General features: G+C 38.2%; 12 protein-coding genes and 1 other annotated feature. Of the genes, 2 read left to right on the top strand and 10 right to left on the bottom strand.

The genetic code is table 11. From position 1 onward, the window contains the following. Position 1: 1 nt before the first annotated feature. A complete protein-coding gene (locus IGL23_RS01895; protein ID WP_033594268.1) occupies positions 2–1774 on the bottom strand; it encodes a PTS mannitol-specific transporter subunit IIBC in 1773 nt (590 codons plus the stop codon). 245 nt (positions 1775–2019) lie between these two features. On the opposite strand from IGL23_RS01895, the gene IGL23_RS01890 reads away from it, so the two are divergent. Continuing rightward, complete coding sequence (locus tag IGL23_RS01890) at positions 2020–2115, top strand: type I toxin-antitoxin system Fst family toxin (protein WP_015543884.1); 96 nt, start codon at positions 2020–2022, stop codon at positions 2113–2115. A 269-nt stretch (positions 2116–2384) separates the two neighbouring features. Here IGL23_RS01890 and IGL23_RS01885 read toward each other — a convergent pair whose 3' ends face one another. The 3 genes from IGL23_RS01885 to IGL23_RS01875 are packed head-to-tail and all read right to left on the bottom strand — an operon-like array spanning position 2385 to position 6602. After that, positions 2385–2819, bottom strand: a complete 435-nt coding sequence (locus tag IGL23_RS01885; protein WP_002358391.1) for a PTS sugar transporter subunit IIA — start codon at positions 2817–2819, stop codon at positions 2385–2387. Positions 2820–2829: 10 nt separating this feature from the next. Beyond that, the gene (locus IGL23_RS01880; protein WP_002361171.1) at positions 2830–4863 is read right to left on the bottom strand and encodes a BglG family transcription antiterminator; all 2034 of its coding nucleotides are present in this window, start codon (positions 4861–4863) and stop codon (positions 2830–2832) included. Beyond that, positions 4854–6602 (bottom strand): PTS transporter subunit EIIC, encoded by a 1749-nt coding sequence (locus tag IGL23_RS01875; RefSeq protein ID WP_033594270.1) that lies wholly within the window; start codon positions 6600–6602, stop codon positions 4854–4856. Before IGL23_RS01875 ends, IGL23_RS01880 begins: the two co-directional genes overlap by 10 nt. Before the next feature lie 183 nt (positions 6603–6785). On the opposite strand from IGL23_RS01875, the gene IGL23_RS01870 reads away from it, so the two are divergent. After that, a complete protein-coding gene (locus tag IGL23_RS01870) occupies positions 6786–7619 on the top strand; it encodes a Cof-type HAD-IIB family hydrolase (RefSeq protein WP_002355273.1) in 834 nt (277 codons plus the stop codon). Positions 7620–7661: 42 nt separating this feature from the next. On the opposite strand, the gene IGL23_RS01865 is transcribed toward IGL23_RS01870, so the two are convergent. The 6 genes from IGL23_RS01865 to IGL23_RS01840 form a co-directional block, all read right to left on the bottom strand. After that, a complete protein-coding gene (locus tag IGL23_RS01865; protein ID WP_002358386.1) occupies positions 7662–8297 on the bottom strand; it encodes a nitroreductase family protein in 636 nt (211 codons plus the stop codon). Between the two features lie 4 nt (positions 8298–8301). After that, positions 8302–8736, bottom strand: coding sequence for a MarR family winged helix-turn-helix transcriptional regulator (locus IGL23_RS01860; RefSeq protein WP_002362972.1), 435 nt, complete (start codon positions 8734–8736; stop codon positions 8302–8304). Positions 8737–8887: 151 nt separating this feature from the next. Then, positions 8888–10333, bottom strand: a complete 1446-nt coding sequence (gene nhaC, locus IGL23_RS01855) for a Na+/H+ antiporter NhaC (RefSeq protein ID WP_002383673.1) — start codon at positions 10331–10333, stop codon at positions 8888–8890. An 89-nt stretch (positions 10334–10422) separates the two neighbouring features. Further along, positions 10423–10598 (bottom strand) — a binding site (T-box leader). A gap of 136 nt (positions 10599–10734) precedes the next feature. Next, positions 10735–11376, bottom strand: a complete 642-nt coding sequence (gene pcp, locus IGL23_RS01850) for a pyroglutamyl-peptidase I (RefSeq protein ID WP_002355269.1) — start codon at positions 11374–11376, stop codon at positions 10735–10737. 15 nt (positions 11377–11391) lie between these two features. Beyond that, complete coding sequence (locus IGL23_RS01845; RefSeq protein ID WP_002355267.1) at positions 11392–12336, bottom strand: DUF979 domain-containing protein; 945 nt, start codon at positions 12334–12336, stop codon at positions 11392–11394. After that, positions 12333–13019: a DUF969 domain-containing protein gene (locus IGL23_RS01840; protein WP_002355265.1), complete on the bottom strand. Its 687-nt coding sequence runs from the start codon at positions 13017–13019 to the stop codon at positions 12333–12335. The genes IGL23_RS01845 and IGL23_RS01840 overlap by 4 nt, the downstream gene beginning before the upstream one ends. Positions 13020–13140 lie beyond the last annotated feature (121 nt).

Below are 13140 nucleotides of genomic sequence, written 5' to 3'. Positions count from 1 at the left end.
TCTAGGCACTTTCTTTTAAGAGCGAAACCACTGTTTCATATTTTTGGGGATTAACCATACTTTTTACTGATAAGTGTGTCGCTTTCGGTGCTTTTTTACGGGCTTGTTCCGTTAGTTCAGCTTTTGTGACAATTAAAGCCTGTGTTTGTTGAGTTAATTCATTAATATTAATTTTTCGAATCGGCATTGAAATTTTCTCTTTATCTAAAATTTCTTCTAAGACTTTCATTCCCATCGTCGCTGACCCGACACGATCATCGTGAACCAAAAGAATCTCATTGACATTTGCTAAATCTCCCTCAATTTCAGAAGCAGGTGTTGCTTTGGAGACTGTTGGTTGTGCGTCGTTTTTTTCTTTGGTACCTGATAGTTCAGCCACAATTTCATCATAACGTGGTGAGTTCAAGAAGTTTTCAACTGCTACAAAGGTTGCATTAGGTGCTTTCTGTTTGGCCCGTTCTTGCAATTCCACTTGTGTGACAATCAATGTATTTCCCTCATCGGTCAAATTATTAATGGCCCGATTCGTCACAGTTTGTACTAAACCAGCCTCTTGGACCTTTTTCCGTAAGATAGACGCACCCATTGCACTAGAGCCCATCCCAGCATCACAAGCAAAAATAATTTGTTGAATTCCTGACAATGAAGCACTACCATTTGCGACAGTTAATCCTTTTGATGCTGCTTTAGCAGCTTGGGTTTCTTTCACTTTTTGGGCAAATTCATCACTTTCTTCTTTCGCATCTGCTTTTAAAATGACTGCGGATACTGCAAAGGAAACAGCAGTTGCTGCCAAAACACCTAAAATAACTGGTAAGTAAGAACCCATTGGTGTCATCGCTAAAATAGCTATAATGGAGCCTGGTGAAGCGGGCGCACGTAAACCAGCATCTAACGTTTGGAAAACCAAACTACCTGTCGCGCCACCTGCAATAACCGATAAGAATAATAACGGTTTCATCATTACATATGGGAAGTAAATTTCGTGGATACCACCAAGGAAATGAATAATTATTGCTCCCGGCGCAGAAGATTTTGCCGCACCTTTTCCAAAAAACATAAATGCTAATAAGACACCTAACCCAGGACCAGGGTTTGCTTCTAATAGGAAAAGAATTGATTTGCCAGCCGATAAGACTTGTTCTGTCCCTAAGGGTGTTAAAATGCCATGATTAATCGCATTGTTTAAAAAGAGCACTTTTGCCGGTTCAATAAAAATACTCGTTAATGGAATCAAATGAGCATTTAAAATGATTTCCACACCACGTGCCATTGCAGCAGTCAGCGCATCGACAATTGGGCCAATCGCTGAAAAACCAAGTAAAGCTAATGCAAAACCAATCAATCCAGCTGAAAAATTGTTTACTAACATTTCAAAACCAGCTTTAATCTGATGTTGGAAATACTGATCAAATTTCTTAATTGTAAAGCCACCAAGTGGACCCATAATCATGGCACCTAGCATCATCGGAATATCGGTTCCCACAATCACGCCCATTGTCGCAATTGCGCCAACTACGGCACCGCGATCACCTGCAATTACTTTCCCACCAGTGTAGCCAATTAATAATGGAATTAAATAGGTCAACATTGGGCCAACCATCGTGGCAAAAGCTTTATTTGGCAGATATCCATCTGGGATAAATAGCGCTGTCAAAACGCCCCACGCAATCAACGCCCCGATATTGGGCATCACCATGCTAGATAAGGTACTGCCAAGTCTTTGGACTTTCGCTTTAATTGATACTTTATTTTTTTCTGGTACTTGTTCCATTTTTATTCCCCTTCTCTCAAGTAACTTTTCTTGTTGACTAAATTGTATCCGCTTTCCGAATCTGGAAAAAGTCGTACTTTGGCACAAACCATTGTGCCAAAAGTTGAAAGAAAAAAGCACGTGTTCTCTAGTTACGAAAACCAGAAAACACGTGCTTATTCCATTTCTAATAATTTCAATAATAAATGAACGACTTTTTATGCTATACTCAAATTGGTGACTTGCCTCGAAAGGAGGTGCATCACATGTACGAGATTGTCACAAAAATTCTTGTGCCGATTTTTGTCGGGATTGTCCTGAAACTTGTAACCATTTGGTTGGAAAAACAGAACGAGGAATAAACAAGTTGCTTCCAACCGCTGCTGTCTAAACAGCAAAAAAAGACACCCTACCGCAATAGGGTGTCTTTTTAGTGCATCCATGCACGACTTTGTCACAAGTTACCTTAAATTTATCATAGGGCCTATTTTTTGTCAAGGAATCTTCTTATCTTTTTTGTTTAACCTCTTAAATAAAAATATTTTAATTTTTATTATAAAATTATTTCAATAATTATTGAACATTTCAGAATGAATTGATTTTTTACTACCAATTTTTTTCAGACGTAACTTTAGGCTTGAGCCAGAATTTTTTGCGCTTCATCTATTGTTCGACAATCACTGAGCCGCTGAATGTTTTCGAGATCTGAACAGAAAAAAGCTAATTCTTGAAGCATGCTTAGTTGCCGTTGACTTTTTAGAGCAACGACAAATAACAAAGTAGCTATTTTTCGATCTGCTTCCGTACCAAAGTTGACCCCATCAGGCACTTGAATAAAGCAAATCCCTTCTTTTAAAACTTGTTCATCTTGTCCTTCCGCATGAGGCAATGCCACGAAGTTACCGATATACACGCTGACTTTTTGTTGACGTTGATACATTGCTTTGACATAGTCAGGCGTGACCAACTGATTTTTTAGCAGTAATTCACCAGAAGCTGCAAGTGCTTCCTCCCAACTAGCATACGATTGATTCAACATTATTTGCTCCGCTGTAATTTCAAACATCTCTCAACACCTAGCCTTTCATTTCTTCAATTAATAATGACGAAAGCAACTGATAAACAATGGCTTCATTTCCTGAATGAAAAATTTCTGTATTTAAATCATTCATAATAATCGCACCACTGATTTTCCCTAAAATTTTCCCGATTGTTTCATCAATCGGCATCGGCGCTAGCATGAGTAACATACGTTGTAACTGCATCGGCTTTTTATCCATACCTTCAATCATAAGTGGCTGGGCCAGATTAAAAATACAAAAAACAGGCTGTGTCACTGCTGTACTTGAGGTATGGAATAAGGCCATTTCCGTCTGAGGAATCCCAATAGGAGCTTGCTCGTAACGTTTCATCAATTGCTGACAGACGATTGCACTATCGGTGATTAAATCTGCGGAAAGTTGCGCGAGAGCTTGTTGAACGGTTTCAGCTAAATCCGCTTGATTATTTAAATCTGCTATGAAAAATGTTTCTAATAGTTTACTAATTTCTTCCATGAAAGCGACCACTGTTTCGTAGCTTTCTTCGCCACCTATTTTTTTCACAGGCGCTTTCCTAAGCGAGCGTTTTTCGTGACTAATCCGCTTAAACTCTTCTTTCAATTGGCGGATTTCATCGTCTAAAAGTAACGGTGAGATCAATTTATATTTACCATTGTATCCTGGTAATAACGAAGTGGAAATCACTAAGTCATAGTTTTCCTCAACATTCACCTTACCTAAATCCGCAATCCGAAAAAAATGAATCTGGTTGATAAAAGGAAAGTAGCGCCGTAATCGCATTTCCAGCATACTTGTCGAAGCCAAACCGCTAGGAGAAAAACCAGCAATATCAACTTCCATAATTTTGGGACTCCGCTCTAAAGAATTGGCAAAATGAAGTACCATGTAGGCAATTTCCTCTTCCGATAAATTCTTTTGCGGAAAAATTTGCGGCAACGCTTGGCGTAAAGCCGCAGCTATTTCTTGATATTGATTCATAATCCGTTCTAAAATGGGATTCGTTAAATCTTCTTCTTGTAAAACCGCCCGAGAAAAAACACCTGATAAATGCGTCAACAACATTTTATACAAATTGGTATCTTCGAAAAAATTAACTTCCGTTTCTTGACTTACTGCTTCAATCAGTTGTTTCACTTCATAAGCCAGCTGAGTGTCAAAATGTTCATCAAAAAAATCTTCATCAAAAGAATTAGAAAAATCACTTAATAAGCTAGCAAAAAAAACAATCTCACTGACAGCGTATAGTTGTTTCGTTTCAGCAGCGACTTTTGAAAAAAGTCGTTTAGAACAATTTAGAAAGGCCTTATTCATCTGCCCAGTATAGGTCTCATCAGCTAAATAAAAACCTGCAGTGACCCGATCCATCGCAATTGTTAACATTAAAATCAAATGTTGTAATTTGCGATCACTTAATGCTGGAAATAAAGTTTCTACTTCTGGCTGAACAATTTTTTGTGCAAATGCTAAATGTTCTGCATGAATAAACTGAAAGAAAAAATGGTCGTTTGTTGTTAATTCGGTAAAATGAAAAAATTGGTACTCATTAATTTCCATACTTAGAATATTCGCCATTAGAAGACGGCGATATTTTTCAGAACCAGTCACTTCATAGCCTTGATTCCGAGAAATCGTCAACGGAATCCGAGCAATCCGTGTTTCTAATTGTTTAATATCGGCATAAAAAGTCGTATTACTAATACAATACGTTTCCAGAAAATAATGCATAGAGACTGGCTCTTTTGTTTGAAGTAATGTCAATAAAATCGCATGTTGCCGCGCCAAAGTAGAAAGTTCCTGTGTCTCTTCTCCTAAAATAGCAGCCTGAATTTCCGTCATCGCTGCTTCATCTGCTTGAATCGAAAAGCGCCCACGAGCTACTTTTTCCAACGTCGCGCCCATCGATGCTAGCGAGGTTTCTAAATTTTCTAATTCACGATATACCGTCCGGCGGCTAACCTTTAACAAATTCATCATGCGGTTTACTGAAACGGGGGTAGGACTATTCACTAATTCCGTTAATAGAACAGTTTCTCTTGTCGTTAAAAACATCTATCAGCTCCTCCTTCCATCCATTCTTGATACTCTTTCTTATTCAAAAAACTAGTAACTACGTATAAATTTTGTTGCGTTAGATCTAAATGATAGGCTTGCGCCAGTTCACGAGTCACTACGTAGGTTGTCTCCTTGGTAAAAAAGACTGTTTCCAGTGGTTCTTTAGATACTTCAATCGCGACTCCTTGTTTCGCCGCTTGTTGCCGCAATAATTCCATTCCCATTGTTTGCGATCCTCGAACATTCTCGGCATATAAAAAAACAAGCTTCTGTATTTGTTTTATCGGGTTCGTTTCAGTAGACTCTGAACCAAGTAAAGATTGCTCTTGAGAAGAAGCAGTCAGTTTGGCTAAAACTTGCGGGTAATAGGATTTAATTTCTAAAAAATTTTGAACACTCACCATATCCTTTTCTGGGACGTACTTTTGTGCTAACTGTTTCAATTCTGCTTGAATGACCACTAATGTCTTAGGCTGCCACTTCATCTGATGAACGGACTGGTAAGTCACAGGTATCTCCAAGTCCACAGCTTTTAATTGTCGGCTTAGCAAACTAGCCCCCATGGCACTTGAGCCCATTCCTGCATCACAAACAAATAAAATTTGCTGATAGTTAGGTGTGACTGTTTCCACTTGGTCTTCCTCCTTCTCCTTCATCTTTATCATTGAAACTGGTTCAATTCCTCGTTGACGTTTTAATAACAAGCTTGCTATTGCAAAAGAGCACAGAAAGCTAACAAAAATTCCGCTAAAAACCGCCAGCCTCGCATCAGTCGGGGCATTGGCTAAAATCGCAACCAATGAACCTGGCGAAGCTGGAGCACTTAGCCCCACATTAAATATTTGAAAAACAAGCGTACCACTCATTCCTCCAGCAATTACTGCTAAAAATAAGCGCGGGTCCATCAAAACAAACGGAAAATAAATTTCATGAATGCCCCCAATCAGTTGAATCATGGTGGCACCTCCTGCTGTTTTTCGTTGTCCTACAGGACCAAACAGCAGAAAAGCAACCAAAACGCCCACGCCTGGTCCAGGATTTGTTTCCAATAGAAATAAAATGGACTGACCTGTTTGACTAGCACCTTCTAAACCTAGAGGCGTTAATAAGCCATGGTTAATCGCATTATTAAAAAATAACACTTTTAAGGGCTCTAAGAAAACGTGAACCAATGGTAAAAGATTGGCTTCAATTAACCAAGAAGAAAATTGATACAGCCAAAAACTAGCACTTTCAACAGCCGGAGCTACAACCAGAATACCAAAACAGCAAAGCAGTCCTCCCACAATTCCTGCTAAAAAGTTTTTAGTCAGCATCTCATAGCCTTCTTTAACTTTCGGTAAGAGAATTTGTTCAATTTTGGCGAAAGTATATCCTGCTAAAGGGCCAATAAACATAGCACCAAACAACTGTGGAACATCTGTGGAAACAATCACGCCCACTGTCGCGATAGCAGCAACAACGCCGCCACGTTGTTCCTCGAACATTTTTCCGCCTGTAAAACCAATTAAAATCGGTAAAACAACTCGAATCATTATCGTTTCGACTTCAGAAAGAGCTAGCCGTAGATTCCCTGTCGTATAGCCAGCCATCAAAGACAATAAGCTCCACGCAATAAAAATACTCAAATTTGGCATAATCATCCCACTCAAACGATGACCAAAACGACGTAAATAGGGAGTTACTTTCACAAACTTATGTTTAAAAAAGAGCGAATGCATTTCTTTTTCCTTCATATTCCTTGTCCCTCGCTCTCTATGTAGATAATTAGAATACTTCTATTATATGAAATTTCACAAAAAAATAGTATAGATTTTTGTAAAATAATTCTTTTATACACCTCACAAGAGAATCCGTTTACATTAATAGAAAAAACTTTTATACTAAAAGAAAGAAACTCTTCGGATTGGAGGCCAATTATGGCAATCAAAGCAATTGTAATGGATATTGATGGCACCTTATTAACTTCAGAAAAAAAGATTTCACCAAAAACGCGACAAGCATTAGTAGCTGCACAAAAACAAGGCCTCTCACTGATTTTGGCTTCTGGCCGCCCGACTAACGGTATGCGGCCCTTAGCAGATGAATTGGAGATGGCTCATTATAATGGACACTTACTTTCCTATAACGGCGCTTGTGTCACCCATCATGGCAGTCAGCAACAACTATTTAACCAGACAATTTCAAAATCATTGAGTCAACAAATTTTAGAACATTTGAAACAATTTGACGTAATTCCAATGATTAATGATGAAACATTTATGTACGTCAATGATGTTTTTCATAACACCTTACATTTAGAGACTGGTGATTTTAATATTATTGAATATGAATCACGGGGCGGCAACTTTCAATTATGTGAGTGGCATGATTTAGCCGCCAGACTAAACTTTCCCTTGAACAAAATTTTAATTGCTGGTGAACCCGCCTATTTACAAAAATATCATGAGGCCATCTACGCGCCTTTCAAAGAAACCGTCACCGCTGCTTTTTCCGCTCCTTTCTATTTTGAATTTACCGCTAAAAATATTGATAAAGCGCGTTCTTTAGAAAAACTAACCCTACAGTTAGGCATAACTGCTGAAGAAGTAATTGCTTTTGGTGATGGTCACAACGATTATACAATGTTGGAATGGGCCGGCACGGGGATTGCTATGGAAAACGCCGTTGACGAGCTTAAAAGCATCGCAACGGAAGTCACTTTATCCAACGACAATGACGGCATCGCTGTTGCATTAGCCAACTTTCTTTAAGATCGTTGGTTGATGCAAGCGTACGCCGTCATTTTTTATTGCCTATTCAAATGTCGTGATTTTTTCTGGTGCTAAACGAACAGATTCATAACCAGTTTCCATGCCCTTACCCACAGATAAAATCATTACTGGGACATAGCGCTCTTGATCTAAACCAAATGTTTCGGCTAATTTTTCCGCTTCAAAACCACCGATTGGATTTGTTTCATATCCGTGAGCTCGGGCCACTAACATAAATTGCATAGCTGCTAAACTCGCATCAATTTTTACGATGTCATTCATTTGTTCTCTACTTAAACTTTCATAATGGGGAATAATGGCTGCTAATTGTTGGTCCCGCACTTCCTTAGGCATTTTACCACTAGCATAGGCTTGATTGTAAATTTCCTCTCCTCGCTCATGGCAGTTTAGATCACCAAAAATTAAGAGCATTGCAGAAGATGTTTCATTTTGACGCGTATTAAAGCGAATTAAGGGTTTTAATTTTTCTTTGCCTGCTTCACTTTCCACTACGACAAAACGCCATGGCTGCATGTTAACAGAAGAAGGGGCAGTGGTCGCTTCTTGAATCATTGTTAACATTTCTTCATGAGAAATTTTATGGGTTTCATCGTACACCCGAACCGATTTGCGGCCAAAAACAATCTCTGAAAAATCATTCGTTGTATATGTTGTCATTCTATCATACCTCTTTCGTTGTAATGCTTTGATCTAGTTTTGTCAAAAGTTCTTTTAACTGGCGACAGTCGTCCTTTGTAAATGTACTGGGAATAATTTCTGTTACCGTTTGTTGCTTGGCTGTACATTGCTGTAGTTCTTGTTGTGCTTTTTCTGTTAAATGCACTAGCACTTCCCGATTATTTTCTGGATTTCGCTGTCGCGTCACATACTGTTTCTCTTCTAAAATTTTCAAATGGCGAGTGACCGCACCACTATCGATTTTTAAGTGTTCTTGAATCTCCGTTTGAAGACACGGCTGACGTTCTTTTAAAATCATCAGCAACTCATAACGAGTCAAACTCAAGCCAACTTGCTCTTCAAAAACTTTGGTAATTTTTTGATCTAATACCTTTAACTGACATAATAATTGGCTGACTTCCCGTAATGATAACGACATAGTTTCCTCCTTAAAAAGATGACTCGTCAACAATTGACTAGTCAACTATAACTGTTTCTTTCTAAAAATGCAACCTTTTTTACAAGAAAAATAGAACAATTGACAGGGAGAAACTACAGTATTCCCCATCAACTGTTCTATTTTAATCAATCTATTTTTCGGTAACAGGTTCTGCTGATAACCGCTTAATTCCTAAACCAGTAAATGCACTGACCATTGAGAAGACAGGCGATAATAAGCTAAAGAAAACAAATGGTAAGTAAGTCAACGTTGGTACGCCAAAGGTCCCCGCTACGAAGCTACCTGCAATCCCCCAAGGAATGAGGTAGTTAATAACCGTCCCACCATCCTCCAAGGTTCTGCCTAAAACAGTCGGATCCAAACCTTCTTTTTTGTAAACTTCTTTAAAGGCATTCCCTGGTAAAATAACCGATAGGAATTGTTCACCAATAAAAATATTTACGCCAATTCCTGTTAATAACGTTGATAAAATCAATTTCGGTGTACTGCTCATTTTCTGCGAAACAACTTCCATGACCGCAGAAATCAATCCTAATTCCATTAATAAGCCACCTAGAGACAACGTTAGAATAATAAGTGCCACAGTCGGCATCATACTCATAATCCCGCCACGACTTAATAATTGATCAATTTGTGCGTTCCCCGTTTGAGAAACAAACCCATTTTCCAACGTGTTTCCTAATGCCTGCAACGATACTTTCGGATTTTGAATAATAATCATAATTACTGCCACAATAATGTTCAACAAAATCGTGATAATCGCTGGAATTTTGCGCCAGGCACAGATTAACATTAAGGCTAATGGTAACAATGACCAAATGGAAATGGTAAAGTGGTCTTCCAATACTTGAATAACTTGAACTACTTCTGTCAGACTAGTGTTCGCGTACGTTTGTCCTAAAATCATAAACAAGATTAAAGAGACGATAAATGCTGGTACAGTCGACCACATCAAGTTTTTTATATGTTTAAACAAATCCGCTTCAACAATCGCTGCGGCTAAGTTTGTTGATTCTGATAAAGGTGACATTTTATCACCAAAAACTGAACCAGAAACAATCGCCCCCACAACTAAAGCAGGATTTAACCCTAAGGTACTGCCAATACCGAAAAAGGCAATTCCAATTGTTGACATCACTGTAAAAGCACTACCTACTGCACTGCCGACAATCGCACAGACAATAAAAACTGACGGCACAAACCATTTAACACTAATCATTTTAAAACCAAAAACCATAATCGTTGGAATAATTCCTGCTTGAATCCAAACGGCAATCAATGCACCCACTAAAATGAAAATAAAAATTGGAATAATCCCTGGCTTCAAGCCATCAACAATCCCTTTATGCATTTGATCAAATGGTACTTTACGAAACATTGCGTAGCCTAAAATCAATGCAATCACAAACAAAATAGTAATATTTGGCGATATCTTTAAGCCAATTACTCCTGTTGCAATAGCTGCCACAATAATTAATAAAACGATACTTGCTTCTCGAACACTCACGGTCTTCTTTTTCTGTTTTTCTTTCATTTCGTTACTCTCCTCTAATCTTTTTTCTGAATACTCTGACATTAAAGGATCTTATGATAACGAATAACCCCTCCACAACTCATTGAAAACGCCTCCTAAAGCTACATAAAAAGAGAGATTCATCCTTAAAGAATAAGGACGAATCTCTCCGCGGTACCACCTTAATTAGAAGCTTACTTGCTTCTCGCTTATGTATTATGTAATTGTTACTACTTATTAGTGTAATTCACAAATAGACTTGATCGATTCGCAGCAACCATCGACTTTCTGAACAAAACATCTATTTCCTACTGGGCTAATAATTTATGAATCTCAATATACCAAGAAGAAACCGACTTGTCAACGAAAATAGTATAAAAAATTTTTTCACACGCCAACAAAAATTACTTTTTCTTTTTGTAAAAATAGAAAAGCGCCTCCGTTCTCACGAAAGCGCCTGTTAATTAATGGGTTGTGCCACCTTGTAGTTGAATATCTTCTTGCGTTTTTACTGCTGCTTCAATCATATAGAACAAAGAATCTGTGATTGCTTCTAATGACATAGAAGCAAACGTTGGTTTATCAATTGTTTGTTCTGGTAGGAACGGAACATGAATAAATCCGCCACGAATAGTTGGATATTTAGTGTTAATTAAGTGTAGTAAGTGATACATAATATCATTACATACAAAGGTTCCTGCTGTATAAGAAATCGCTGCAGGTAATTGATGGTCATGACAATTTTTTACCATCGCTTTAATCGGTAAATTTGTAAAATAGGCTGTTGCTCCATCTTCAACCAACGGCACATCGCTTGGTTGTTGTCCTGCATTATCCGGGATACGCGCTTCCGCTAAATTAATCGCCACTTTTTCAACAGTGACTGTTTGGCGGCCGCCTGCTTGTCCAACACAAATCACCATATCTGGTTGATGGGTTTCAATTGCTTCAGCCACTTTTTCACCACTAGTGCCAAAAACAGTTGGCACCTCAACTTTAATAATTTCAGCTCCTGCAATTTCAGCAGGTAATTTTTTGACTGCTTCAAAGGCAGGATTGATTGCTTCTCCTCCAAATGGATCAAAGCCAGTAACGACAACTTTCATTTCGATCATCCTTTCTTATTTGAATAGAATCATATAAACAATTTGGAAAATTAACATGAAAAGTGCAATCGGCAATTGATTTTTAATGACGCCGTACTTATCTTTCATTTCCAACATGGCTACAGGTACGATATTAAAGTTCGCAGCCATCGGTGTTAACAGTGTACCACAAAAACCACATGTTAAGGCAACCATCCCAACTAATGCGGGATCTGCACCTAAAGAAAAGACAAACGGCACACCAATTCCGACTGTCATCACGGTTATTGCTGCAAAGGCATTGCCCATGATAGCCGTAAAAATAACCATTCCCACAGCATAAATAATAATCCCTACATTGACATTTCCTGCTGGTACTACGGCACTAACCCCTTTTGAAATAATCTCACCAACACCAGCGCTAGTAAAAACAGCACCTAAACAAGCTAATAGCATTGGCAACGTACTAAGAGGACCGACTGTTTCTAACATTTCCGCCGCATCATCAAAAAATACTTTCGGCGTATTATTTTTAGAAAAGAACATCATGATGAAAATCGCTACAAAGACACCAACACCGACACCGACTAAAGCTCCTAAAGTAGTCAATGTGGCAAAAAGAATTGCAAAAACCCCGATACTTAGTGCGGGAATAAAAATCTTCATTCCTAATTTTTGAGACATTTTTTCCATGTATTCTTTCGAAGGTAAGCGACTTTCTCCTTTTGTCACTTTTTGAAGAATTGCCGGAATTGTCATCACAAAAATAAGTACGCCACAGGCAACTGGTGGGATAAACCGACCAAAACCGATTAAGATCCCTAAAATTCCCCAGAATAAACTAGTCCCATACGCATGTTGATTGGTTTTATCACGAAAACTACGAAAACTTGTATATAACAAGATAATCCCCATAAAAATATAAAGGACTTCCAATAACTTTGCACTCAAATCAATACTTGGATCTGTGAAAAAACTCATTTCAGTCCCTCCTGTCCATAATATTTTTTACGTAATCTTTTTTCTTTTAAAGTAAAGTAAATACTTGCCGAAATTAAGGCAACTAAGGCGACTGGTACTTCCACTAAAGCCAATTTACCTAATGTCACTTCATAGCCTAAATCTTTTAATGTTGATTGAACAAGTAATGCCCCAGCCCCACCAACAAACAGAACTTGACCAAAGAACCAACAGATATTTTCCATGGCTGAAGCCATCCCTTTTAGTTCTTCTTCATACTCTGGCACCATTGGTAAATTTTTTGATTCAATTGTTCCTAACGCCATTGGCAAAATAATCGGACGCACAAAACCTGCTACCCCACCGAAACTTACGTTAAAAGCGGCGAAGATAATCCGAAAGACACCATAAATGTCAATAATCACACCAGCAGATACCTTTTTGAATCGTTTAATCAACGTAGCCGCTGACTCTTTCAAGCCATTTCTTTCTAACGTTCCTGTTGCTAACATAATAATAATAAAGATAGCCATGCCTCGATTATTCACAAAGGTTGTTCCTAGTGTTTCTAGCATCGATGTCAAACCAAGTCCGCCAGTAAAAGCCGTCACTATTAAAGCAACCATCACAATCAAGATAGCATCAAATTTCAATGCGAAGCCGACAATGACGATCAATACGCCTAATAAAGGTAATAAATCCATCAAATCTCTCCTTCTTAAAATAAAATTTCACTTTCCATTATATGCCAATTTTCGCTCATTTGTAAGACTTTTTTAATTTTTAATGTTATTTTTTCTAAAGACACAGTTTCCAACACTTTTT

Source organism: Enterococcus sp. MSG3299 (assembly GCF_050555765.1).
Taxonomy (GTDB): domain Bacteria; phylum Bacillota; class Bacilli; order Lactobacillales; family Enterococcaceae; genus Enterococcus; species Enterococcus faecalis.
The sequence above is the reverse complement of the archived record's forward strand: the minus strand, read 5'-3'. Positions and strand labels throughout refer to the sequence as shown.

Coding starts and splice junctions, on each gene's coding strand:
- IGL23_RS01895 (WP_033594268.1), bottom strand. CDS start 1,774: ATGGAACAAGTACCAGAAAAAAATAAAGTATCAATTAAAGCGAAAGTC.
- IGL23_RS01890 (WP_015543884.1), top strand. CDS start 2,020: ATGTACGAGATTGTCACAAAAATTCTTGTGCCGATTTTTGTCGGGATT.
- IGL23_RS01885 (WP_002358391.1), bottom strand. CDS start 2,819: ATGTTTGAAATTACAGCGGAGCAAATAATGTTGAATCAATCGTATGCT.
- IGL23_RS01880 (WP_002361171.1), bottom strand. CDS start 4,863: ATGTTTTTAACGACAAGAGAAACTGTTCTATTAACGGAATTAGTGAAT.
- IGL23_RS01875 (WP_033594270.1), bottom strand. CDS start 6,602: ATGAAGGAAAAAGAAATGCATTCGCTCTTTTTTAAACATAAGTTTGTG.
- IGL23_RS01870 (WP_002355273.1), top strand. CDS start 6,786: ATGGCAATCAAAGCAATTGTAATGGATATTGATGGCACCTTATTAACT.
- IGL23_RS01865 (WP_002358386.1), bottom strand. CDS start 8,297: ATGACAACATATACAACGAATGATTTTTCAGAGATTGTTTTTGGCCGC.
- IGL23_RS01860 (WP_002362972.1), bottom strand. CDS start 8,736: ATGTCGTTATCATTACGGGAAGTCAGCCAATTATTATGTCAGTTAAAG.
- nhaC (WP_002383673.1), bottom strand. CDS start 10,333: ATGTCAGAGTATTCAGAAAAAAGATTAGAGGAGAGTAACGAAATGAAA.
- pcp (WP_002355269.1), bottom strand. CDS start 11,376: ATGAAAGTTGTCGTTACTGGCTTTGATCCATTTGGAGGAGAAGCAATC.
- IGL23_RS01845 (WP_002355267.1), bottom strand. CDS start 12,336: ATGAGTTTTTTCACAGATCCAAGTATTGATTTGAGTGCAAAGTTATTG.
- IGL23_RS01840 (WP_002355265.1), bottom strand. CDS start 13,019: ATGGATTTATTACCTTTATTAGGCGTATTGATCGTCATTGTCGGCTTC.